Raw genomic sequence first — 24,597 nt, 5'->3', positions numbered from 1 at the left:
AAAATGAAGATCGCAGTCATAGGAACCGGCTACGTTGGGTTGGTCAGTGGGACTTGTTTCGCCGCCTGGGGCCATGAGGTTGTATGCGTCGACAAGAACGCCCAGAAAATTGACGGCCTCGAACGCGGCATCGTGCCGATTTACGAGCCTGGTCTGGATGAATTGGTGGAGCGCAATTCTGCGGCAGGCCGTCTAAGCTTTACGTGCAATTTGGCCGAAGCGCTGGCGGGAGCATCAGTCGTGTTCATCGCGGTCGGCACCCCGCCGCGCGCCGGTCACGGGGATGCTGATCTGTCGTTCGTCTATATGGCCGCGCGGGAACTGGCGCCGCTGATCGACGACGGTGCCGTTGTGGTCGTGAAATCCACCGTTCCGGTGGGCACAGGCGATGTCGTGCAGAAGATCATTGGATCGGTACGCCAAACCGGAACTTTCTCGGTTGCGTCCAACCCTGAATTCTTGCGAGAGGGCGTCGCTATCAGCGATTTTCTGGAACCCGATCGCGTCGTGATCGGTGTCGAGGATGAGCGCGGGCGCAAGGTTCTCATGGAACTCTATGGTGCGCCTCTCGAAGCGCGCATGACACCCATCGTGGTCACCCAGCGCCGGACCTCGGAATTGATCAAATATGCCGCCAACGCGTTTCTGGCGACAAAGATCACCTTCATCAATGAACTGGCTGATCTTTGCGAGCAGGTTGGCAGCAATGTCAGTGAACTGGCACTGGGAATGGGTCTCGACAAACGTATCGGAACAAGTTTCCTCAATGCCGGTCCCGGTTACGGCGGCTCGTGCTTCCCGAAAGACACGATGGCGCTTTTGCGCACAGCTCAGGACTACGGTGTGGCGGTGCGCATTGTCGAAGAAACCGTGACTGCCAATGAAGCGCGCAAGCGCCGCATGGCTTTGAAAGTCGTGGACGCTCTGGACGGTGATGTGGAAGGCCGGACGATCGCCGTTCTGGGTCTCACTTTCAAACCCGATACGGACGACATGCGTGACGCGCCCTCCGTTCCCCTCATCGAAACCCTGCAGCGTTTCGGCGCCACTATCCGCGCCCATGACCCCGTGGGTATGGACAATGCCAGCCGCATCCTCTCGGATGTCGAGTTTTTTGACGATGCCTATGAATGCGCGCGCAACGCCGATGCCGTTGTCGTCATCACGGAATGGGACAGCATTCGCAAACTCGACCTTGCGCGCCTGAAAAAGACTATGCGCCAGGCGATATTGATCGATCTGAGAAATGCCTTTGAACAGGGTGTTGCGGAAGAAATCGGGTTTCGTGTATCGGCTATCGGCCGATCAACGACGGCTCGATATGATACGAGTACCTTCGCCGCGTTGCCTCATACGGCCGAACAAGTCCATCAAGGACGAAAGCCGCAGGACGCTCATTTCGAGATGGCGGGAGGTTCCAATGGCAATCTCTAAATCGGAAAAGGTTCGTTTCCTGCCGGGCTTGCGGATGATGACGACCGTCGCCTGGGCTGTAGCCTGCATTGCCGCACCGGCGATTGCGGCGTCGTCGCAAGCTCCTGAACAGCCGGCGGGAACTCGCCCCATGACGGCCTTCGAAGTCTACAGACTCTATAATAACAAGAGCTGGCAGTGGGACAACGGAGCCGGGCAGATGACAGATGTAGATGCAGGACGGCAATTCAGTGCCTGGGTCGATGGCGAGAAGGGCAAATCCTGGGCGGAAGGGCGCTGGGTCATCGCCGAAAAAGGTCTGTTGTGTCTCAATGCGACATGGCATTCGCAACAGGGTGCATTTCCGGCCAAGACCTGTTTCTCGCATCGTGTCGGCAACGGAACGATTTATCAAAGGCGTGAGCCCGATGGTAAGTGGTATGTGTTCCGCCACGCTGAAGCCCGCGACAGCGACGAAGCCCGCAAACTGGTTTCCACCGATCTGGTTTCCCAACAACGCGACAGCATCAAAACCGCGCTTGGCGCGGCCCAGTTGCCTCAACAATAAGAAAAGGAGGGGGCGATGAAACGTCTCTTTAGACTAACCGCAGCTTTGCTTTGCGGCGCATTCGTTTCCGGTGGTGTATATGCTGCCAGCGGTGTGTCAGGAGCGAGCGTTGACAGCCGCAACCCGTTTCACGACAAACGGCCCATCATCACGGCTGAATCAATAACGCCCGGTGCCTACGATCCGCACGGGGACTTTACCAACGATTCCAATTCCAAGATCGAACACCTGTTTTTGCCTTGGGAGGACGTAGATCTGACAACCCTCGGTGCCGCGGATGCATATGCGCAGGCGCGCGGGCGGTCCCTCTTGATCACCATCGAACCGTGGTCATGGGCGCGTGACTGGCGTGTCAGCCCCGATGATCTGCTCAGCGGGATTCTGGCAGGACGGTACGATTCCAACATGTCGGCGGTCTGCTCTGCGGCGGCACAGCTGAAAAGCCCTGTCACCATCCGTTGGGCGCAGGAAATGGAAGATAATGACGGGCAATTCACCTGGGCTTTCTGGAAGCCAGAGGGCTATGTGAAGGCCTATCGACATGTCAACGATGTATGCCGCAAGCAATTTCCCACGGCCAAATATATGTGGTCGCCGAAAGGAGAAGAAGGCCTGGAAGCCTACTATCCGGGGGATGAATATGTCGACATCATCGGTCTGTCCGTCTTTGGCTATCAACCCTATGACAAATTGGAGGTCGGTCACGACACGACGTTTGTTGAGCGGACGAAACCCGGATACGATCGTGTGGCACGCTTTGGCAAACCAATCGCTATTGCGGAGCTTGGCTATGAAGGCGACGACGATTATGTGCGCGGCTGGGCTGCAGAAGCAAACAAGCCACATACCGAGTTCCCTGCCATGACTGCGGTTGTCTACTTCAATGATCGTGAAGTCTATGAGTGGCCGAGGAATGTCGGCAGGCCTGATTGGCGCGTTGCCAACCATCCGCTGGACTGATCTTCGGCTTTTCACCGGGCGGTTCGACTGTTCATCACGTTGTTGCCGAACCGCTCCATCCCGTGTTTCCATGCAATTCCAAACCTAGGAGCTTACCATTCTCGCTGGAACTGCTTTGTTAGTCAGGAAGTAAAAAATGTATTCGATCCGTTCAACTATCGTGAGTACGACGCTCTCCGTACTCTTGCTGGCAGGCCATGCCAGCGCCGCATCCAGGCCACAAACGGACGACGGAACGGCAAAGCTTGCCGCCGCCGCGTCGCCGATGACGGCCATGGCACTGGAAAAGCTCTATGCCGGCCGTACATGGAAATGGAAAACCGGTGGCGGATTTTTTTCGGCTGACCGGAACCAGTTTGCCGCGGTGTCGCGCGAAGGGGCGGCTTGGTCCTACGGCGAGGGGCGCTGGTATGCGACCAATGGCGGGAAGCTCTGCCTGCAGGCACTGTGGTCCAACAGGATGGGAGGAAGCGGTGCGGTCACTTGTTTCCTGCATCGCGAAAAGGACGGCGTCATTTATCAAAAGCCTAGCTTGGGCGGCAGCTGGTACGTGTTCCGGCATAATCCCGCCCAGAAGGATGATGAAGCGCTCAAGCTGGTCAAAGGCGATCGGGTGAGCAAGGAAGTGTCTCGTCTCAAGGACGTTCGTCGATAATTTGGTGAGGAGCTGCCGGGCGGACCAGGCGCGACAGCTCCTTTATTACGAATCTCTCTTTAAACGTTGGGCCGTTTGAAGATGCCTGGTGTATAGCAACGCGCTTTTTGCCCAAAGCCGCTTGGCGTGCAGACATAAGGATTGCTGTTCATATATTGCGAGGCGGACACCTTGACGATCTTGCCGGCAGATTTGCCATAACGAACTTCGTTATTGATCCGATATTTGACGAGGTAGACGGATCGCATCTCTTGTTTTGGCTTGCGGCTTTCTGCAGCTTGAGCGCTTGCGCCAAGAACCGTGGCAACCGCCAGTCCGATTGCCGCTGCCGCCATCCATTTTAGACTGGTCCTATACGCGATAGAAAACGTCATGTAGTAGCCTCCAATACTGTTGTTCTGGAGAGCGTTTTAGCGAACAGGATTTAAGCTTCCGGTCGAACTATCCTGAGAATTTTATGCAAATTGTTGCTTCTCGACCGGCGCGACCGAAAAGTCATCGGAGACTGAAGCGACCTCTTCACGCCATGCGCAGGACCATTGCTCAATTACTATACTTAACGCAGTCCCTCCCCGCACGTTTAGCAGCATAGAGGGCTGCATCTGCTCGTGCGATCAACTCAGCGACGCTTTCGCGCGAGCGAGCCTCGGCCACGCCGAGGCTTACCGTTACCCTCTGTGCCGCAGGTAGCCCATCGAACGAATTGTCACGCATTTCGTGCCGGAGCCGCTCAGCAAAAGCGTAGGCTACCGAACCACCGCAATTGGGCATCAAAACGACAAATTCCTCACCGCCCAGACGACCACAAACTCCAGCTTGGCCGAGCGTCTCAAGGAGCAGGCGGCCGAACCCTGACAGCACGTTGTCACCTACCTGATGACCGAAGGCATCATTAATGTTCTTGAAGTGATCGATGTCGGCAACGACTAGGCTGACCGGCCCCATATCGGGCGTTTGAAGATGCGAAATGACGCGCTCGTCAAAGCCGCGACGATTCAACAAACCAGTAAGAGGATCCGTTGCCCTTTCCCAGCGTAGAACCTCAATGGTGTCACCAATAGTCACGGCAAGCAGGGCCAACGCCAGTGCAACTCCCAATATTGCCAAAGAGAATTGCAGGGTCAACCAGAAGGGGCTGAAACCGAAACCTTGAGCGGCGGGGGCGTTCGAACCAACGGTGAGGATCGTTCGGGGGAAGAAATGGACTGCAAACGCCAGCAGTATCCAGAAGAGAAAACGTTCCGACGCTCTTCCTAACCGAAGGTGACGCAACTTCCATGCGATACCTGTGAGGACCAGACCCAGTCCAAAATTCAGAATGTAAATGCGTACCAAAAGCTGGCGGTCGATGTAATAAAAGTAGGCGATGCTGACAACGACGCACACAAGTCCGGCAAGATACCCGAGTAAAGGAAGCTGCTTTCCCGAGCGCCTGAGCAGACCATCACTGAGCACTAATACACTCAATGTATAAAGAAAAGCTGATACAACGGCGTTGGGGCCATAGCCCGGCGGAACCGCAAAAAGCTGGGATGACGTTCCCAAACAGAACAATAAACAAGAGACTGCAAAAAACAGCGGATATCGTTGCTTTCGCTCTCTCCACCAAGCTAGCAGAAATGACAAAGCAAAGATTAGAAGGATGGTGGGCCCGATCAACACAAGAGGATTTGAAGGGACTCTCATCAGATGGTAGAAGCTCTTTTCCAAGCCTTGAAGATATAATCTCGTGATCGGCTGGTGACTATCACAACAAATGCGCTGACAATAGATCGCAGCACATTTTGGTTCCTGCCACAACAATCGCAAGCTGTGAAGCAATAACGTGCCTTGAATTGATCAGACTTGCGGTCAGGCAGCGGAAACAGAAATCGTTGAGAAGGTAAGACCACGCAACGGCCGCTGCCGAAGCCTGTAGAGGTGTAATGGCATGTGGGCAGTTGCGGGTTGCCAACGATAACGGCCAATACTCCGCCTAAGAGAGCTTTCACAACGCGTCATAGTCGACGGTCTCGTATTCGTTTGCCGTGTTACCGACAGGTGGCAGTCGCCGCGCGGTCTAGGATAATCTTGGGCTGATAATATGCCCGCAAGACCTCGCTGTCCCACGGCGCGGGCAGATTTCTGTCGCTAATCGGGTGGGCTACCACGTCTGGCGGGGTACCAGTCGTCGATCTCGCGCCTGGCTATCGCGGTCGAGTTCCTCGTGGCTCGTTGCGTAAGGTTTCCAATAACCGATATAACGATCGACCTCGGCTAATGGTCCTGCCGCCTGCATGTTTAATGGCAAAGCATCGCCATTGATTTTGTTGAGTTGCTCATTCGCCTTTAAGGGCAAAGCGACAGCTCCTATTCAAATCTTCGCATTCGTTCTTAACTCCAGGCAGTTATCGGGTCTCGGATCGCGATTACAAACGTCACCGTCCGTAAGAGTGCCCTTATCAGCCATATCAGTGATGAGCTTAAACTGAACCAGTTCCTTATTGGTCAGAACTGCCATGTCCTTCGCGGGAACAGCGAGCATTTTGTCCAAAATTGCGGGATCAACCCCCATGTCGTTGAAATATGCGACCAGCTCTTTCCTTAGGGTTTTGCTTATTTTGGTTGTGACAACGGTCCCGTTTGGCGTCCTGCTCACGACTCGCCGGCCAACCGCTTTCTTCTTGCCATTCACGGTTCGATATTGCGTTTCATAGACGACGGTGTCGACAGTAGTAGTAGTCGTTATCTGATGAACACCGATCCAGGACAAAATGTTTGCGACGCGGTTCTTTCCAGCTGCGAGGACGTATGTGCATGCGGAAAAACATTGGACACCGCGGAAATCTGATGCCCCCGCATAAGAACCATCGGCGAAGCTCGGTTTGCAGCCCTTTTGATCAGGATTGCATCCCTCATAAATCGTTGCACCCACAATGACATCAAGTTTATTGGCCCGAATTGTCTTCCCCATTGAAAGGGCGGCATCAAGATTACCGCCAATTGACTGAATAACGATCGGCAAACGCCGCTTTTCCAGGCGTTTGAGGATCTTGCGCAGTTGCTCAGGCGTGTCTGAGGTGATGCGCCCTGAAGCAGATATCCACTCGGCGCATATCGGTTCACAAGCCGACGCAACATTGCGTACGGTCGCAAATTGCATGGGCTGGTCCAACGGTTCCTCATAGGATGGATCGGTCTGTATTTCCTGCGCGCTTGGCAGTCCAAAACCGGCCGTGGAGCAGGGAATACAGTCTTCGACGGCACCCACACCTGAAGCCCAGATACACGATATTTGGCACGGTGCATTGCCAGCAGAATCACTCGCTCCCTGTTGCTGAGCTTCGCCGGAGCGACCCGATGCGAGTAATAATGAAATGGCTGACGCAATCAGAAGTAATATGTATCTGAAGGACATGTGTCTCACCGGCCTGTAACTCACGCCCAAAGCTATTTTCACCGTTCCCATGTTATCCCCGCAAGCAAATTCCCCGGAGTATCTATACGGGGAAAGTACGGGGCATCAAGTGGACCATCGCGCATTTCGCACGACGTACGGCTACTGCACGTTCGGCCCTGCCATGCAGAGCAAGACGAGTTTCTGACATCCTGTACAAACTTAATCGGTCGAGAAAACCGTTCGTTTGAAAATGCCGATAATAGGACAATTTTCATCGATTTCGATTGTAGCGCGAATATCTACAATCTCCACTAAACCTTTGTATTGAAATGATTATCCCCTCTGACGCAACTCGCGCGGTATCTCAGCATTTTTGTACAAACTGCCCAAGCATATTGAAGGTTCAAGAATCTAAGCACGCGTGCTGATGCGATGGCTGCTTTGCGCCCGCCTTCAGGTCGTTTAACCCGGTAGCGGCCGCATCCTGAAAGCGGACATGCAAAAGACAGCACATTCACGGTTGACCGCGTTCATCCGACAATATTCGCCGTTTCCGTGATTTTCGCAAACCTCGCATGGGTTGCAGACAGGGATACATTGCGCATAATGTCTTGCCCAACGATGCGATTGCCGAACTTTCGAAAAACAGGAAGTGGCCGTTGAAAGGTGTAGACTTCAACGAGTTCAGGAACGGATGGCGGCTTGTGTTGGCCGGCTTGCTCGGAACGGCTTTGGGCATGCCCGCCATTCCGTTCTACACGATCGGCGTCTTTGCGCCGATCTTCGTGGAAGAATTCGGCTGGTCCTTCGCGATCATTTTTGGCGGTCTGTCGCTGTTGGCCGGTGCAATTCTGATCGTCGGTCCATTTTTCGCGACGTTGATCGACAGGTTTGGTGCGCGCCTGGTGGCGTCGATCTCGTTGCCGTGCCTGGGACTGAGCTACATGACGCTCGCGGCATCGAACGGCTCTGTCGAACAATACTATCTGTCGTGGCTGGCTATCGCGATCTTCGGGTTGGGAGCGACCCCCGTCGTCTTCACGCGGGTGATCAACAATGCGTTCGAAGAACGTCGAGGTCTTGCCCTTGGCATCGTGCTATCTGGCGCGGGACTGTTCGCCTTCGTGGTGAAACCGCTGGCTCAACTGTTGATCGAAACCGGTGGATGGCGTGTCGCGATCTTGGTGGTTGGGGCAATGCCCATATTGATCGCGTGCCCCATGGTTCTCTGGGGCTTTGCCAGGTTGCCAATCAGGAACGCTACCACGGAACCGGCGATGAGCAAGGCGTCGGATGGCATGACTGCTCGTGAGGCTTTCCACTCCCGCTATTTTTGGCTCTTGGCCATCGTCTTCGTGCCGATGTCGCTCGCCATCGCCGCGCCACTGCCCAACATCGAGAACATACTTCGCTCGCTGAGCCTGTCCCCCAGCGAAGTCGTTCAACTCGCCTCGCTCGTTGGAATAGCGGCCGTGGCCGGCCGACTGCTTGGCGGCATTCTGGTCGATCGCTTCTGGGCGCCTGCAGTCGGTACGGTCATATTGACGTTGGGCGCGGTCTCCTGCCTCATCCTTTCGCTGGGCCATGTGAGCTTTCCCATGGCCTGCATTGCTATCTTGTTGCTTGGCCTCACTTCTGGAGTGGAATTCGACCTGATGGCCTATCTGGTCGCCCGCTATCTCGGGATGCGCAGCTATGCCACGACCTACGCCACGCTATACGGCATCTTCGTAGTCGGTGCTTTCGTGGGACCCAGCCTGTTCGGTTACGCGTTCGACACCACAGGCAGCTATTCGGGAATACTCGAAGCCTGTGCGCTGCTGCTCGCGGCTGGCGCGGCAACGATTCTTCTCCTGGGGCCTTATCCGACCCGAAAGACCCAGGCATTCGCCTAACGTCGCCGGACTGATCCTGGCCGTCAGGACCTATGCGGGTTTTAACCTCTTTTAACCAGCCATCAGGGAGGCGCCGCGATATCATGTCCGCGGTTCCGGATGGCCGGCTTCGGTCCGCCATCCGCCGTGAAACATCAGGAGGCGGCTTTATGAGCAAGGGAAAAGTGCTGGTCATGGGCTCGAACGCCACACGTATCGAAATTCAGGGAGGCGGCACCGGGCCGACGGGACAGTATCTTAATGAAACAGTGGTGCCTATGCTGGCGCTTGTCGGGGCAGGCTATGAAGTACTGCTTGCCACTCCTTCGGGCGCCAAGCCTTACATTGACCCGGCATCGGACGCAGTCCAGCATTTCGGCGGCGATGAGGCGGCGTATCAGCGCGGCAAAGATTTCTTCGCCAACGATCCCTCCACGAACACGGGCCGCACCTTGCGATCTGTGATCGAGGAGGGGCTGGATAAATATGCCGGCGTATTCGCGCCAGGAGGTCAAGGGCCCGTCGTCGATCTGATGCAGGATCCCGACGCGGGAGAGATCCTTCGCCATTTCCACGCGGCGGGAAAGCCCACCGCCCTGCTCTGCCACGGCCCGATCGTCTCGATTTCCGCAATGCCTCGGGCGAGCGAATTTCGCGCGGCGCTGATTTTAAGTGACCGGGTCAAGGCGGCAGAACTTGCAAAGGGGTGGCAATATGCCGGCTACAGGATGACGGTCTATTCGGCAAGCGAGGAAAAACCCATCGAGGAGAACATCCTGCACGGCAAGCTTTATTTCAATATGCCCGAAACCTTGGACTTGGCTGGCGCGAAGACGACAGTTGGTCCAGACTTCGAGCCCCATGTGGTTGTCGATCGGGAACTCATCACAGGCCAAAATCCTCGCTCTGACCATCCGATAGCGGCAAAGCTCATCGAAGCACTCGATCGCGTCAGTCCAGCGCTGTGAAGCATACGAGGCGTAATGCCTCGCCGTGTACACCTTCAATCAAATGGAGCTAATTTTAAGATGCGCATTGCTTTGGCCCTCCTCTTGTCTTTGATCGCTCCTGCAGCCGCGCTGGCTCAATCGAACGAAAAGCCTGTGTCGATTGTTCTTGTGCATGGCGCCTTCGTCGACGGCTCCGGCTGGAAGGCGGTGTTCGACATACTCACTGATGAAGGATACGAGGTGCTCGTCGTCCAGAACCCGACAATCAGCCTCAATGGCGACGTGGCCGCCACGCAGCAGGTAATTGCCGCGGCAAGACACCCGGTGATCCTGGTCGGCCACTCCTATGGCGGAATGGTCATCACGGAAGCGGGTGACAATCCGAAAGTACAAAGTCTGGTCTATATCGCAGCTTTTGCGCCCGACGCCGGAGAGTCTGTAGCGTCGCTTGCCGAAGAGCCGGTACCGCCGGGAGAGTCGGGCGCGCCGCTGCTGCCGCCCCACGGGGGCTACCTGCTCGTGGATCCTTCAAAATTCCCGGGTGCTTTCGCCGCTGATGTCGATACTTCGATTACACGTTTCATGGCCTTCGCCCAGGTACCGTGGGGGCTGGAAGCGGTGGAGACAAAAATCACCAAGGTCGCGTGGAAGGCCAAGCCATCGCATTTCATGGTTACCACCAAAGACCTGATGATCCCGCCGACCTTCCAGCGGGCGTTCGCGAAGCGGGCCAGCGCCACAACCGTGGAGATCAACAGCAGCCATGCCGTGATGCTCTCCCATCCGCAGGAGGTCGCAGCCTTCATAGAAACTGCGGGCAGCGCGAAATAGCAGACCGAGAGATCCGGATCATGGCTCACATCAAAATTATGGCGACTTTGTTGGCAAAGCCGGGCAAGGCGGAAGAGCTTGAGGCATTGCTCTTCAGCATGGCGCCCCACTGTCGGGCCGAGCCGGGAAATCTGCGATGGGACATCTGGCGGGACCAGACGAAAGCCGACCGTTATGCGCTGGACGAGCTCTATGTCGACAATGCAGCGGTGGCGGTCCACCGCGAGACGCCGCATTTCAAGGAGTATCTGTCGAAAATCCACGATCTGGCCGACCGCAACGCCTTTGTCCTCGAGCCCGCGTTGGTCGCGAACAAGAATGGATGAAGTGGTGTAAGAAGCACCATTGGTCCGGGCTGTGTACTATCGCCTGAGGGTCTCGAGCAGGTGACGCGCCTTCGCTACGTTCGCACAGGGCGGTACGTTATCGAATTCGGCGCAGATGGGCGACAGCAGATCGGCTGCTGCCACCCGCCGGTCGGTTTTCGCCCACAGTTCCGCCAGAGCCGTCGAGGCCCGCAGCCGGAAGAAAAGCGCTCCGCTTTCTCTTGCAGTCTCCGCGGCCATCAGCAGCGTTTCCGACGCGCCCGACAAGTCGCCATCCCGCCACTGCAGCAGTCCGTGCACTCGATGCAGTTCCGGCTGGGACCAGTATTCGCCTTGGCGTTGGGCACGGTCGAAGGCAGCGCTCAGGCTGTCACGCGCGAGTGCGATACGTTTATGACGCAATGCGGCTTCTGCGAGCATGGCGAGGTAGGCAGGCACTCGAACGAGGAAATTGTTGGCAACGAGTTGCCCGATCGCCAGTTGCATCGTGTCAACACCCTCGCCTTCGCCGTCCATGCTCCTCACGGCGCCCTCGTAGAAATGACAGACGGGTCGCCAGATGGCGATATCGCGCAAGGTAAGATTACGCGATAGCATCGCAACATATCGGCGCGCAGTTTCGGTCCCTCCGGACCACACTGCTATAGGCAGGGCCGCCTGTGCAAGGGCGTTGGAATGCGAAACCAAGTGATCGAGCGCAAGGCTGTGGTCGAGCGCATCCTGGAGCGCCGTCGTCGCCTCGCTTCGATCGCCGGACACCCAGGCCGCCACCGCCAAAGCCACCCGGATCGACACGAACCGGTCCATCTGGAATCGGGCGACGCCCGATTGCTTCGCGGTGATCGCATGCTCGCGCACGAGCCTCTTGAGGTCAGCGTAGGCAAACCGGACATCGCCGCAGTAAAAGGCGGCCATCAGCCTCACCCGCTCTCCCTCCGCTATGACCGCCCGTTCATTTTCCTGATCGGCGAGCTGAGCGAACTGCCTGAGCGTCGTAATTGCCTGCCTGTGCCGTCCGGTGAAGCTTTGCAGTATGCCAAGTCCCCACAAGGTACGTAGCTGGTAATCGACGTTGCGGATCTCGCGCGCCAATTGGTTGGCCTCTATCCACGCCGCGTCGGCTTCGGGACCGAAATGGTCGGAGAAATTTAGGCCCGAGGCGTAGGACGCAATCAGTTTCATTTTGACAGCGGGTTCGCATCGCGACAGGGCTTCGACTGATTGCAGTGCCCGTTCTACGCGCCGGCGACTTTCAGCGACGGTCGACAACTCGTCCCAAAGCGGAATGGCAGCGCTGGTAAGACGCACGCCGACCTCGGGATCGGCGCCATCGCCCAAAGTCCAATCGATCGCGTTGAGCAAGTCGTTAACTCGCGGTTCGTAAGTGGCGGTCCATTGGTTCCTCGGCTGCCATTGCCACTCCATCTCGGCTTGCTCGAACAGTCGTAGAAGATGGCGCGCAAGATTGGATTGAGCGTCGACGGCTTCTCCACTCCTGTTTAGCCGCTCGGCCGCAAAGCTGCGAGTACTGTCGAGCAGGCGATAGCGTGGCGCGCCGGCATCGTACGCGACCGACAGGAGCGATTTCGCGGCGAGGCTTTCAGTACACGCTGCTATCTCCTCGATGCTTCCGCCCATGCGGCCGGCGACGCCGATCACATCGGATAGAAAGAAGCTTGCCGAAAAAACCGAAAGCAACCGCAGGAGCCGAGCCTCATCCCGGGACAGGAGTTGGTAGCTCCAATCCATGGTCGCAAGAAGGGTCTGGTGGCGCGGTAGAGTTTCGCGAGATACCGCGTTGAGCGGCTCAAAGCTGCGTTCGAGAAGACCGAGCAAGGTTGCCAGATCCATAGTCGCCAGCCTCGACGCGGCGAGTTCGATCGCAAGCGCGATGCCGTCGAGACGTCGGCAAATGGTCGCCACCTTAGGGGCATCCATGTCATCTAACACGTAGCCACACGCCTCATGTGCCGTCCTGACAAAGAGCTCGACGGCAGCAAAAGCCAGGGCATCCTTTCGGTTGGTGCCACCGTTCTCGTCTGGATATGGGAGCGGAGACAAACGATAGACATTCTCGGACCGCGAGCGGAGCGGTTCCCGGCTCGTCGCAATGATGTGGATGCTGGGAATCGCCAGCCTCAGATGCTCCGCGATGGCGGAGGTCGTGCTCAGAACATGCTCGCAATTGTCGAGCACAAGCAGCATTTCGCAATCCCGCAATGTTTCGACGATGCCGGCAAGCACATTGGTCCATTTGCCGCTAACGCCCAGCGAAGCCGCAATCGTCGCGGCTACAAGCTGTGGGTCACCGATGGTGGCGAGATCTACGAAGCAAACACCATCGTCATAGCGTTTCAGAAGGTGGCTCGCTGTGGCCAATGCGACGGTCGTTTTGCCGACTCCGGCCGGGCCGACAACAGTCACTAATTTTTCCGTCGCAAGCTTGGCTTCGAGCGCGGCGATTACTTGATCGCGACCAATGATCGGCGCGATGTTCGGCAGTTCTCTCGCTACCGCCTTGCCAGAATCGAAAGCAGACGGCGAGTGATCTCCTCCATAGACACGCAGCGGCGCGACAAAGCGATAGCCGCGGCCGCTTACAGTGGCGATGCACGATAGTCCTGAGGACCGTAGCCGAAGAGCACGGCGCAAGGCGGCGATGTTGACCTTCAGATTGCTTTCATGCACGAAGGTGTCCGGCCAGACGAAGCTCATCAGCTGATCCTTGCCGACGACTTCCCCCGCGTGGATGAGGAGCAGGTGGAGCAGATCGAGAGCACGGGCTCCCACCCGCAGCGGGTTGTCGCCAAGCATCAACAGTTGCCGGTTTGGAATGAACCGATAGTCACCGAAACAATATGTCTTACCGTCTAGTTTGCCGGATCGTTCCATGCACCCCCGAATGACTCCGTGATGAACGCGCCGTTCCCGAGTTGCGCTTCCTGCGTCTGTATCCCAGGTTCAGCTTTGTGAGCTTTAGCGTGCCCGCCAATTTAACCTCTTTATCCGCTCGCGTATAGGACCGTTCGGACGCGGTGATATTGGCCTTGGGATTGGTGTCGCGGACGAATGTATTCGGCCGGGCGACGCGGATGAGTTCGTTTTTGCTGAACGAGATGCCCACGGCCTCTGAAGCAGAGGCATGCAGGAGGGGCCCCGCGCGGGAGCTGATACCAAATCGAAGCCGTCGTAGTGAAGCAGCAACTTGGCTTTTCATCTCGCGTACCCATCTGGTTTTATTCGCCGCGACCGGAGCGCTGGTTCTCCCTGCTGTTACGACTACCCAGAGAAAGCCCAGTTTGCAAACCTGCCCTACCAGAATTACCTTTTTTTACCCCCAATTTGGCTCGTTCGGTTGTAATGTGCTTCGCGCGCACCGCTGCTTTGCATACGAGACAATCGCGATGACCAAGCGATGGCAGCTCGGCGGCTACTCGAACCGTGGTTGCCTGGACGATAATAACTTGAGAGGCTTGCAATGAGCAAGCCGCAAGAACCCGATTGAGTCGCCGAAACGGTAGCCTAAGCTGAGGAAAAACGATGCCTTGTTCTCGCACCACCCTCACCCTCTCTGATGCGAAGCGGATGCTGGAGGCGGGTGAAGCCAGAGCAGCAAGCTTCGGCGTTGCGTACAACATTGCCGTCGTCGATGACGGTGGAGCGCTCGTGGCGTTTGCGCGTCAGGACGGTGCCCTCATCGGAAGCATCGATCTTGCCATCGGCAAGGCAGTGACGGCCCGTTTATTCGATAAGACCACCGCGTATCTCAGCGAACTGGCGCAGCCCGGTGCGCCGCTCGTTGGCATCGCTCAAAGCAATGGCGGGCGGGTCATCGTCTTCGGCGGCGGAGTCCCAGTAAGCATCGACGGTGAAATCATTGGTGCGGTGGGCGCGAGCGCCGGAACGGTCGAACAAGATATTTCGGTCGCTGAGGCGGCAATCGCGGCCCTCAATTCAGGCAGCGCCTGAACGAGACGTCGGGGACGAAAGCGGCGCGCATCGCTGTCGCGTTAGATAGCCATCGTCAAGAGGCGTTCGGCACACTGCTCATGCCGTGCGTTTAGGTTTCTAGCGCAACACCAAGCCCGACTCTATCGCCCGTCATTGCCTCGACTGCAACAGCGTTCGTTACGAACAGCAGCCTTGAAGGTCATAAACCCGTACTGGAAATTTTACCAAGCGCAGCCTTTCCTGCTCATCATGGCGTTCGCAGAACACCTCGCCGGCCAAGATCTAAACGAAGAATCGGGCCCCACGTTGGCCGTTGTCGATGTCCAACCACCGGTTAAAAGAGGTAAATTCTGGCCAATTGTCCTTGCAGCTTCGGAAGCCTCGAGTACGGTTACGCGCAACAGCTAAGTCCTGGTGAATTGGGGAAGGCTTGCGATGTTTGATATTACTGTAAATGGCGTTAGGCATCGAGTAGACGTGGTTCCCGAGATGCCTTTGCTCTGGGTTTTGCGCGATGAGCTCGGCATAACAAGTCCTAAGTATGGTTGCGGAATAGCACAATGCGGCGCTTGCACGGTGCAAGTCGATGGAGCAGCCGTGCGCTCTTGTCAGGCACGTATGGCTGATATTGCGGGCAAGGCGATAACCACAATTGAAGCCGTGGGCAATGGCAAGCTGCACCCCGTGCAGGAGGCCTGGATCGAACATCAGGTACCGCAGTGCGGCTACTGTCAGACCGGCCAAATTATGCAGGCGATCTCGCTGCTGAAATCGAATCCCAAACCTACTGATGAGGACATCAACGAGGTCATGTCGGGAAATCTCTGCCGATGTGGAACGTATGAACGTATTCGTGTCGCGATCCACACAGCCGCTAAGAAGATTGGAGGGAATTGAGATGAGCGAGATACCGGGTCTCTCGCGTCGTACCTTCGTTTTCGGCTCCGTCGCGATCGCCGGAGGTATGGCGTTCGGGCAGTATGGTCAGGCGCAACCGGCACTTTCTTCCGCTGTCGCGACGAATCCGTTGACGGCGGACCTCGGTCCGAATTCGGTTACATTCAATCCTTGGGTCGAAATCAGTCCGGAAAAAATCACCCTGATTGCCCAGCATGCCGACAAGGGCCAGGGCGTCGGTTCTATCCAGACTCTCATGATCGCCGAGGAGTTGGACCTCGAGCCGGGCCAATTTGAAATTCGCTTCGCCGGACCCAGTCCCGTCTATTTCAATACCGGCTTTGCCCACGAACTTGCGCCATTCATGGCGGCAGACCAAAGCCCCGAAGCCGAAAAGGCTCGCGCGGCAGCGCTGGAATGGCTCAGGAAGGCCGGCCTACAGATGACCGGAGGCTCCAGTGCCATTCCCGATACCTTCGAAAAGCTGCGCATGGCCGGTGCGATCGCGCGGGAAACGCTCAAGGCGGCTGCAGCCAAGCGCAGCGGAGTCGCGGCCGCCGACTTACGTACAGAGGCCGGAAGCGTGATCCTGCCCGACGGGACGAAAATTCCGTATGTCGCGCTTTCGGCCGAAGCAGCGAAGATTACGCCGGTTGCGGTCGCCAAGCTCCGCGAACCATCACAATGGCGATTTATCGGCAAGCCGATGGAGCGACTCGATATCCGATCAAAAGTCACCGGCGAAATGAAGTTCGGTATCGACAGGACGATGGACGGCATGGTTTACGCCGCCGTCAAGCTGAACCCCAACAAAGGGCAGCCCATCAAGTCCTACGACGCCAGCAAAGCTCAGTCGATGCCGGGCGTCCAGACCATCCTCAAAATATCGAATGGTATCGCCGTGATTGCAACGAACAGCTGGTACGCGATGCAAGCGGCCGAGGTGGTCGACTGTGTATGGGAGCCAAGCAAATATCCGGCCGAGCAGGCTGACCACTGGAACATCGTGGCCTCTTCCTTTGCTCCACAATTCCTCGGTAAGGAGTGGCGCAACGACGGCAAGATCGACGCTGGATTGAAAGAAGGGACGCTGGTCGAGGCGGAATATCGCGCACCCTATGTGGGGCATCAACCATTAGAGCCGCTCAACGGCATAGGCATCGTTACCGACAAGGGAATGGAAATCTGGGTCGGCCATCAAACGCCACAATCCGTGCAGCACATTGCTGCCACAGCGATCGGCATGAAGCCAGAACAAGTGACCTTTCATAACGAGTGGATGGGTGGGAGCTTCGGGCATCGCCTCGAATTCGAGAATATCAGAGTACTTGCCGAGATCGCGAACCAGATGCGCGGGATACCAGTGAAGCTCATCTTCTCGCGGAAGGAGGACTTCCTGCAGGACATTCCCCGGCAGATTGCAATGGGCAGGTGTAGGGGAAGTGTCAAGGATGGAAAGATAGTCGCGGCCGATTTGCAGGTGGCCGCAACAGCGCCATTCAAAGAGCTCCTGGCGAGGATGGGCGCGCCCACGAAGGACCCCGATGGCCAACTGGCGGTTGGCATCTGGAACGTGTACTACAACATTCCCAATTACCGGGCGACAAGCTTCGAAGTACAAGGACTGTCACCGTCCACGACTTGGCGCTCCGTTGGGGCCTCCGCTAACGGATTCTTCACCGAAAGTTTCATCGACGAGTTGATCCACGCCGCGGGGCTCGATCCGCTCATGGCGCGCATCGAGATGTGCAAGGTTCCGATCTACCGGAAGCTTTTGGAAACCGTTGGTGAGATGGCGGACTGGAAGGGTCCCCTCGGAAGCGGAAAAGGCCGCGGTGTGGCGTTTGTCGAGTCGTTTGGCACGGCGGTGGCTGAAATCGTCGAAGTGACGATGATCGACGCCGGCATCAAAATCGACAAGGTCTGGGTGGCCGCTGACGTCGGCAAGGTTATTGATCCTGTCAACTTCGAGAATCTCGTCCAGGGCGGTGTCATCTGGGGCCTTGGCCATGCCATGAACTGCGAACTCACCTATGCCAAGGGAGCGGTCCAACAGACCAACTACAACCACCATGAGGCTATGCGGATGTACCAATGTCCGGTAATCGAGGTGCGCGGGCTGGAAAACGATTATACGGTTAGGGGTATTGGTGAGCCGCCTGTACCGCCCGCTGCTCCAGCACTCGCTAACGCCATATTTGCTGCGACCGGCAGGCGTATCCGCGAGATGCCGTTCAACAAGTTCATCGATTTCGTGTGAGGGCGAGCCATGAGAATTACTTTGATCGCGCTCACTTTTGCCAGTTCCTCAATCTTCGCTCTGATAGGAATGGTTTTGGCTAAGGACGGGGCGAACGATGCGCTGCCGTCTGGGAGCGTCAGCAGCGCCGAGGGACTGCAGGCCTGGAAGAGAATTGAAGCGGTGGTGACGCACCCACGTTGTGCCAATTGTCACGTCGATAAGATGGCTATTCCGATCTGGACACCGGCTGGCGAAAGCAAGCCCCGAGTGCACGGCATGAATATACATGGCGGAGAAAGCCGCATCGGGGCAGAGACAATCCCATGTTCGACGTGTCACATCACTTCCACCACACCGAACGATCCGGCACCGGCGCCCTTGCATGCTGGTATCGACTGGCAGCTTGCGCCGGTGGAATTCATCTGGTTTGGCAAGAGCGGGGCCGAGATCTGTGCCCAACTGAAGGATCCCAAACGCAATGGCGGCCGCGACGCTGCCGGTCTCATTGAGCATTTGAGGCACGACGCATCGCTTAGCGGATTTATTCCGAGAGCGTGGGCGCCTGGCACTGGCCGCACGACCCCGCCGGGAACCTTCGAGGATCACGTCAAAGACATGGCTCTTTGGGGAGCCGCCGGGCAGCCCTGTCCGGACTAAGGAGGCAGACTGTGGTGTGGGTTGGTCATTCAGCGGGTGATATACTGATGCTAGGTTTGTCGGACGCCTCGTCGAAGCTGCGATGTTTCCCGGGGTGTCCGACGAGCAGACCGTACACGGGTCGTTTTGCGATGGCGCGCCGCCTCCTCGCAACCCCATTGCGGTCGTCATCTCACCATCGAAGTACGCAGCTATGATCAAGAAACATACTGGCCGATGCGCATGCGGCGCGGTGAGATTCGGGTTCGACATCGATCCTGACTTTGTCGCAGTCTGTCATTGCCGCGACTGCAAGAGGGCATCGGGCGGCGAGGCGATGACACTTCTCGGCGTATCTGAAGATGAGTTCGCGCCCCTAAGCGGGCAACCCAAGGCTTTCCACTACACTGCTTCGTCAGGAAAGGGGCTGGACCGGAATTTCTGTCCCGCTTGCGGCACACGATTGTTCACCAGCAACGCGGAAAGCTATTTGGACATGGTCGTCGTCTCGATCGGCAGCCTGGATAATAATGATGGCGTAAGGCACTTTGCTGGAGATGTTCCCCAAGCACTGCTCGCCTGGGCCATTCCGCTCGATGTGCCGCAATTAGAGACAAGCCTGGATGAACGCTCGTGGTTGGCCCACGCCTGGACTTCGTGGACTTGTCGCGGACTTAACTTTCCGCCCGGATAAAATAGCGCCCTTGGCGGACAACTGGACATTTGGGCGGGTCACTTCGTGCCGGTCGGCACGATCCTCCCGGTCCGTCATGAAAGGAGGCAGGGATGCTGGAAAAAGCCTATCGTGGTCAATGCGCTGCCGTGAAGGTGCATTGCACGAACGAGGCGGAGCGGCGAAAGCGGGGCCTCACGTTGTTCGCCCTGGCACTCGGAAGCTTCTGCATCGGGACGTCTGAGTTTGCGAGCATGGGGATTCTCCAGCTGTTCTCCGCCAGCCTTGGAATCGACATCCCCACGGCAACGAATGCGATCGCTGCCTACGCCTTCGGTGTGGTGATCGGAGCTCCTCTCGTGACACTGGCGGCGGCTCGGCTTAACCGGAGAACCCTTCTCCTTTGCCTAATGGGCCTGTTCATCCTGGGCAACGTCCTGTCGGCGGTCGCCACCGATCTCCGCACGTTCGCCTTCGCCCGCTTCATCAGCGGCATGCCGCAAGCAGCCTATTTCGGTGCCGGCGCCGTGGTTGCGTCGTACATCGTTGGCCCCGGTCACGCCGGCAAGGCCTTTGCACTGGTCATGTCCGGTCTGACCATCGCGACGATCATTGGCTCGCCGCTGGCGACCTTCCTAGGCCAGAGTCTTGGCTGGCGAAACACCTATTTCAGCGTCGCCGCGGTAGCCGGTCTGGCCTTCATTGCATTGTGGACCTGGGTGCCTCGAACCCAAGCGCTTCAGGGCGGACCCGTGACGCAGGAACTGGCCTCTCTGCGTCGGCCGGCAGTCTGGGCCATGATGCTTGTCGCGGCACTCGGCGTGGCCAGCATCTTCGCTGTCTATACCTTTATCGGTCCCTTCGTTACCGATCTTGCAACGCTCGATCAAACGTGGATTCCGGTAGCGCTGGCACTATTCGGCCTCGGCATGACCGTGGGTAATTTGATAGGCGGACGGCTGGCGGATTCATATCCCGCGCGAGGATTGGTTGTGGGCTATGGCAGCGCCCTGATCGTGCTTTCGGTGCTGGCGGCCGGTGGCAGAAACGTGTGGATACTGATGCCAGCGCTGTTCGGCGTCGGCGTCACCATGATGGTCGCCATCCCCACGATCCAGGTGCGCCTGACGCGCGTTGCTCCGGAGGCCCCTACGTTGATGGGCGCCCTGAACCTTGCAGCGCTCAATATCGCCAACGCGATCGGCGCCTGGGCAGGCAGCCTGACCATCGCAGCCGGATATGGCCTACTCTCCGCCGTATGGGCGGGCTTTGGACTGACCCTTCTGGGTCTTCTCGTCTTTGCGCTCACCTTGCCGAAGGCACCTCAGCCGGCGCCTGCTTGACCCGCCATGGGTTGCATGGAAATGTCCGCGGCAGAAAGCGGCAAGCCTTAGGTTTTGGTGATGCGCAGGATAGACTGACAAACTGATCGGGATACCGTCGCTCACGGGCACGAGCATAGGCCGATATGTCGATATGGAGTTCACACAATGGCGATCACCGATGCTCGGCGGGAGCAAGCATATCCAACACTTTCGACTTTCCAAATCGGGATGGCTCGACGCTTCGCGAGCGGCGAGTCGAGGCGCTTCGGCCCAGGCGACATCCTCTATGAGATCGGAACCCGCAACGTGCCTGCCTGGCTTATTCTAGAGGGCTCCGCCGATGCAATTCAGCGCGGTGGGGCAGGCAGGTCGTCCGTGATCGCCACCTACGGTGCCGGCCAGTTCACCGGCGAGACCAATCAGTTGTCTGGTCATGCAACCCTGGCATCGGTGGTCGCGGGCGAGAAGGGCGTAACTGCAATACCCTTTGATGCCCCACATCTTCGCGCGCTTGTCATCGGGTCGGCGGATGTTGGTGAAGCGATCATGCGCGCCTATATCCTCCGTCGCGTCTCGCTGATCGAAGAAGGGCGGGTCGGCGGTGCAGGGTCGATTCTGGTTGGACGCCGGGATGCTCCCGACATCGTGAGGTTGTCTGGATTTCTCACCCGCAACGGCTATCCCCACTCCCTCGTCGCTGCATGCGAGGCCGAGGGGCGCGAGCTGGTCGAACGGCTCGGCATCGCACCTGAAGATCTGCCATTGATGATCTGCCCAAACGGCACATTGCTCAGAAATCCGAGCGACACGGATGCGGCGTCCTGTCTGGGCGTCGTGCCGGATCTCGATCCGAAGAATGTCTATGACGTGGCAGTCGTCGGAGCGGGACCGGCTGGGCTGGCCACCGCTGTCTATGGGGCATCTGAGGGACTGTCTGTTTTGGTTCTCGATTCGCGGGCTTTCGGGGGCCAGGCAGGCGCATCCGCCCGGATCGAAAATTATCTCGGTTTCCCAACTGGTATCTCAGGACAGGCTCTTGCAGGGCGTGCCTTCAATCAGGCGACGAAGTTCGGTGCCGAGCTTGCGATCCCACTGACCGTCGGAAAGCTGTGCTGTCATGGACATGAGTCGGAAGCTCCTTTCTCTCTGGAGCTCAGCAATGGGTGTACCACACGGGCGCGTTCCATCGTGATCGCGTCAGGAGCGCGCTACCGACGGCCTGATATCACCAATATCGAAGAGCTGGAGGGGGCTGGCGTTTCCTACTGGGCATCGCCGATCGAGGCCCGCCTCTGCGCCGGAGAGGAAGTCACTCTCGTCGGCGGCGGAAACTCAGCCGGCCAGGCCGTTGCCTACCTCGCACCACAGGTCAGGCACCTGCATCTCGTGGTCCGGCGACCACTCGAGCAGACTATGTCCCAGTATCTGATCGACCGGCTCGCGGTATTGGCCAATGTCGAACTCCATGTGGGCAGCGAGATTGTGGGCTTGCATGGCGACCGAGAGACAGGTTTGACCGGCGCTACCTTCCGTGACGTCCGAACCGGCGAGACCGAGGAGTGTGCCTCGCGCCATCTCTTCCTGTTCATTGGCGCCGATCCTAATACCAGCTGGCTTGACGGCTGTGTGGCGATCGACGGGAAGGGCTTCGTTCTCACGGGAGACGGTAACGGCCAAGGCGAGCGACTGCCGCTCGAAACGAGTTGTCCTGGGATCTTTGCCATTGGAGACGCACGCGCCGGCTCCACTAAGCGAGTCGCGGCCGCCGTCGGTGAGGGCGCGGCGGTCATCGCGCAGATCCATTCTTTTTTGGTGCGAAATGTGGGACCCGCCTCGGTTGTGGCTCCCTAGACTACCCCGGTTTAGGCAAGTGAGAGATGCACCAAGGAGGTCATAGAAGGCGAGGCTGTCGAAGAAGGCAGAGGCTTCACGATCTGTTCTCCTGCAATTGCAGATACCACGTAGAAGTGTTGCCTTAGCGCTTGCCATCGCGGGCCCTGCCCTCGATGTCGAAGAATATGATGACCGTGTCACTATCAGCGTAAATATTGCGGATGGTGGGAACAAGCCGATCCGAGATGCATGCATTAAACGGGCGAATGACCGTGTGGACGAAGTCTGCCCTGCTCACGCAGACCCGCGAGGGCAACAGAATTTCCAAACGCCTCCCACCGCGTGTCCTCCGCCTGGGCATCATAGGGACTGCCCGTTCCGTTCTTTCTGACCTCTAAGCTGGGGTAGATGATGCATATCTATGGCCCATAGGAAATGCTCGCCTTGAGCGGAATCGAACCGCAGCCCCACTCAACGCAGTTTTCTGAAGCGCGGTTCCCCATGAGACATTATGCAACTTTAGGAGCACATACGGGCCATCTAGCCTCAATTGGCGAGACCAATGGGGCATACGCGTTTGGATAGGCCGATTAGAGTGGTTTTTGATTGGGCACAAAATCTAAAGGCAGTTTGCGATAGATCCTTCTAAATCTGAACCCCTTCTATCACGCTAACCGCGGAATCCGTCGGCACGACACGCGTGAGACGGAAGTCAGCCTTACTAAGAAGGGAGCGGTATTCGGCCTCAGTCCGCTCCTGGCCTCCAGGGAGTACGAGCATCACCATATCAAGCATCTTACCTGGATGCGGCGCGTCGCCGGCCGGCAACACCATCTCCACAATAAGCAGATGGCCGCCCGGCTTCATGGCTTTGCGGACGTGGCCCAGGATCTTGAGGCACTGATCTTCACCCCAGTCATGGAGGATGTGCGACAGAAGATAGGCATTGCCCCCGGCAGGCACGGTGTCGAAGAAATCACCGGCTTCTATCGTTACACGGTCGATCACGCCTTTTGATTGGAGCAACGCGGGCGCGTCCCCCACCACGTGCGACCTGTCGAACAGGATCCCGCGTGGCCCGGCATGGCGGGTGAGGATGGCTGCCAGCATGTTCCCAGTCGCGCCGCCGACATCGACAACGGTCTCGAACGTGGAAAAATCGTAGGCCGCCGCAACTGCCGGAGGCTCTTCGCCATGAATGCCGACCATCGTCTCGCTGAACAGGGAGGCGTCATCAGGATGCTGCGCGAGGTACTCGAAGACCGGCATCCCCTGAACTTTTTCAAAGCCGGTTTCACCCGTCTGAACGGAATGGACAATGTGATCGAAGGAGCCGTCAAACCAATAGCTCCCAACGGTAAGCAGGGTTGCCCTCGCCGAGCCGGGAGCGCCGGTCGTCAGCGCCTGACCCAAGTCAGTCAGCGCGAACCGTCGCTCGGTCCGCTCGGTGAGGATGCCCAAACTTGCGAGCGTGCGCATCAACCTGTGCAGAGTAGGGGCATGCGCGCCGATAGCGCCCGCCAGCTCGTCTGCACTCTTAGTTCCTGACTTAAGCTGATCTGCGAGACCCAATTTGGCCGCAGCGTAGACAACTCTGGATGCCCAGTAGGCAGTACCCATCTGAATAAGTTGAACGTGAGGCGGAAGACTTGGTGATGAAGAATGCTGCTCAGGTTCAGTCATATTGAGCTTTCTGTATGAGTATACCGATTGAGCTGAACACGCACGCACACGGATAATATAAGCATGGTCGCCTCATCGTGAGGTGTCAAATCACGTTGCAGCATCGGACCAGAAAGCGTTGTTCTTTCTCTTGGAATATTCTATCCGTACAATGTCGAAATGTTATGAATAAATGTTCCTTTGAAAATGCCGATAATGTCAGTCTTTTGCCCGATTTTCATTGATGCCTGAAAGACGACAATTGCTGCCAAAGATACCGCTTCAAATTGAAATGTTTAGTCAGAAGCCACATCGGATGAGTACTATCACGCTCCAAACGAATTTTTCCGGTTGTCGAATTTTCCGCATAGGCCTCCTCGCGTGGGCTCGGTTGCTGCGCCGATTGCTGACCATCCCCAAGC

At 57.4% G+C, this 24,597-nt stretch carries 20 protein-coding genes and 2 pseudogenes; 15 read left to right on the top strand and 7 right to left on the bottom strand.

Translation table 11 applies throughout. The features are described from left to right. Positions 1 to 3: 3 nt before the first annotated feature. From LB462_RS07235 to LB462_RS07220, 4 genes are all read left to right on the top strand, one after another. On the top strand, positions 4 to 1,434 hold the full coding sequence (locus LB462_RS07235) for a UDP-glucose dehydrogenase family protein (protein ID WP_224506623.1): 1,431 nt from the start codon (positions 4 to 6) through the stop codon (positions 1,432 to 1,434). Further along, on the top strand, positions 1,421 to 1,981 hold the full coding sequence (locus LB462_RS07230) for a DUF995 domain-containing protein (RefSeq protein WP_370637082.1): 561 nt from the start codon (positions 1,421 to 1,423) through the stop codon (positions 1,979 to 1,981). The genes LB462_RS07235 and LB462_RS07230 overlap by 14 nt, the downstream gene beginning before the upstream one ends. Before the next feature lie 15 nt (positions 1,982 to 1,996). Beyond that, positions 1,997 to 2,941: a glycoside hydrolase family 26 protein gene (locus tag LB462_RS07225; RefSeq protein WP_224506622.1), complete on the top strand. Its 945-nt coding sequence runs from the start codon at positions 1,997 to 1,999 to the stop codon at positions 2,939 to 2,941. Positions 2,942 to 3,077: 136 nt separating this feature from the next. Then, complete coding sequence (locus LB462_RS07220) at positions 3,078 to 3,596, top strand: DUF995 domain-containing protein (protein ID WP_224506621.1); 519 nt, start codon at positions 3,078 to 3,080, stop codon at positions 3,594 to 3,596. A 59-nt stretch (positions 3,597 to 3,655) separates the two neighbouring features. Here LB462_RS07220 and LB462_RS07215 read toward each other — a convergent pair whose 3' ends face one another. The 4 genes and pseudogenes from LB462_RS07215 to LB462_RS07205 form a co-directional block, all read right to left on the bottom strand. Further along, positions 3,656 to 3,970: a hypothetical protein gene (locus LB462_RS07215; RefSeq protein ID WP_224506620.1), complete on the bottom strand. Its 315-nt coding sequence runs from the start codon at positions 3,968 to 3,970 to the stop codon at positions 3,656 to 3,658. Between the two features lie 169 nt (positions 3,971 to 4,139). Continuing rightward, a complete protein-coding gene (locus LB462_RS07210; RefSeq protein WP_224506619.1) occupies positions 4,140 to 5,306 on the bottom strand; it encodes a GGDEF domain-containing protein in 1,167 nt (388 codons plus the stop codon). Positions 5,307 to 5,769: 463 nt separating this feature from the next. Next, positions 5,770 to 5,880: pseudogene (locus tag LB462_RS31400) on the bottom strand (NADPH-dependent FMN reductase); the annotation flags it as partial. A 69-nt stretch (positions 5,881 to 5,949) separates the two neighbouring features. Next, positions 5,950 to 7,044 (bottom strand): COG3904 family protein, encoded by a 1,095-nt coding sequence (locus LB462_RS07205; RefSeq protein WP_224506618.1) that lies wholly within the window; start codon positions 7,042 to 7,044, stop codon positions 5,950 to 5,952. Between the two features lie 590 nt (positions 7,045 to 7,634). Here LB462_RS07205 and LB462_RS07200 point away from each other — a divergent pair. The 4 genes from LB462_RS07200 to LB462_RS07185 all read left to right on the top strand — a co-directional run bounded on the left by LB462_RS07200 (position 7,635) and on the right by LB462_RS07185 (position 10,956). Further along, on the top strand, positions 7,635 to 8,870 hold the full coding sequence (locus LB462_RS07200) for an MFS transporter (protein WP_224506617.1): 1,236 nt from the start codon (positions 7,635 to 7,637) through the stop codon (positions 8,868 to 8,870). Between the two features lie 149 nt (positions 8,871 to 9,019). After that, positions 9,020 to 9,817 (top strand): DJ-1/PfpI family protein, encoded by a 798-nt coding sequence (locus tag LB462_RS07195; protein ID WP_224506616.1) that lies wholly within the window; start codon positions 9,020 to 9,022, stop codon positions 9,815 to 9,817. A 60-nt stretch (positions 9,818 to 9,877) separates the two neighbouring features. Beyond that, positions 9,878 to 10,630 (top strand): alpha/beta fold hydrolase, encoded by a 753-nt coding sequence (locus tag LB462_RS07190; protein ID WP_224506615.1) that lies wholly within the window; start codon positions 9,878 to 9,880, stop codon positions 10,628 to 10,630. 20 nt (positions 10,631 to 10,650) lie between these two features. After that, entirely contained in the window at positions 10,651 to 10,956 is a 306-nt protein-coding gene (locus tag LB462_RS07185) for a putative quinol monooxygenase (RefSeq protein ID WP_224506614.1), read from the top strand. 36 nt (positions 10,957 to 10,992) lie between these two features. Here LB462_RS07185 and LB462_RS07180 read toward each other — a convergent pair whose 3' ends face one another. Beyond that, on the bottom strand, positions 10,993 to 13,848 hold the full coding sequence (locus LB462_RS07180) for an ATP-binding protein (RefSeq protein WP_224506613.1): 2,856 nt from the start codon (positions 13,846 to 13,848) through the stop codon (positions 10,993 to 10,995). Between the two features lie 648 nt (positions 13,849 to 14,496). On the opposite strand from LB462_RS07180, the gene LB462_RS07175 reads away from it, so the two are divergent. The 7 genes and pseudogenes from LB462_RS07175 (at position 14,497) to LB462_RS07145 (ending at position 22,531) form a co-directional block, all read left to right on the top strand. Then, positions 14,497 to 14,925 (top strand): GlcG/HbpS family heme-binding protein, encoded by a 429-nt coding sequence (locus LB462_RS07175; RefSeq protein ID WP_224506612.1) that lies wholly within the window; start codon positions 14,497 to 14,499, stop codon positions 14,923 to 14,925. Positions 14,926 to 15,342: 417 nt separating this feature from the next. After that, a complete protein-coding gene (locus tag LB462_RS07170) occupies positions 15,343 to 15,804 on the top strand; it encodes a (2Fe-2S)-binding protein (RefSeq protein ID WP_224506611.1) in 462 nt (153 codons plus the stop codon). Between the two features lies 1 nt (position 15,805). Then, positions 15,806 to 18,064: a xanthine dehydrogenase family protein molybdopterin-binding subunit gene (locus LB462_RS07165; RefSeq protein ID WP_224506610.1), complete on the top strand. Its 2,259-nt coding sequence runs from the start codon at positions 15,806 to 15,808 to the stop codon at positions 18,062 to 18,064. A 9-nt stretch (positions 18,065 to 18,073) separates the two neighbouring features. Next, on the top strand, positions 18,074 to 18,703 hold the full coding sequence (locus LB462_RS07160) for a hypothetical protein (protein ID WP_224506609.1): 630 nt from the start codon (positions 18,074 to 18,076) through the stop codon (positions 18,701 to 18,703). Between the two features lie 193 nt (positions 18,704 to 18,896). Beyond that, a pseudogene (locus tag LB462_RS07155) lies at positions 18,897 to 19,295 on the top strand (GFA family protein); the annotation flags it as partial. A gap of 173 nt (positions 19,296 to 19,468) precedes the next feature. Further along, positions 19,469 to 20,698: an MFS transporter gene (locus tag LB462_RS07150; RefSeq protein ID WP_224506608.1), complete on the top strand. Its 1,230-nt coding sequence runs from the start codon at positions 19,469 to 19,471 to the stop codon at positions 20,696 to 20,698. 147 nt (positions 20,699 to 20,845) lie between these two features. Next, positions 20,846 to 22,531, top strand: coding sequence for an FAD-dependent oxidoreductase (locus tag LB462_RS07145; RefSeq protein WP_224506607.1), 1,686 nt, complete (start codon positions 20,846 to 20,848; stop codon positions 22,529 to 22,531). A 124-nt stretch (positions 22,532 to 22,655) separates the two neighbouring features. On the opposite strand, the gene LB462_RS07140 is transcribed toward LB462_RS07145, so the two are convergent. Together LB462_RS07140 and LB462_RS07135 are read right to left on the bottom strand one after the other, a co-directional pair. After that, entirely contained in the window at positions 22,656 to 22,811 is a 156-nt protein-coding gene (locus tag LB462_RS07140; RefSeq protein WP_224506606.1) for a hypothetical protein, read from the bottom strand. 347 nt (positions 22,812 to 23,158) lie between these two features. Continuing rightward, positions 23,159 to 24,196 (bottom strand): methyltransferase, encoded by a 1,038-nt coding sequence (locus LB462_RS07135; protein WP_224506605.1) that lies wholly within the window; start codon positions 24,194 to 24,196, stop codon positions 23,159 to 23,161. Between the last annotated feature and the right edge of the window lie 401 nt (positions 24,197 to 24,597).

Source organism: Phyllobacterium chamaecytisi, from assembly GCF_020164455.1.
Classification (GTDB): domain Bacteria; phylum Pseudomonadota; class Alphaproteobacteria; order Rhizobiales; family Rhizobiaceae; genus Phyllobacterium; species Phyllobacterium chamaecytisi.
This window is presented reverse-complemented; position numbering and strand designations above follow the sequence as displayed.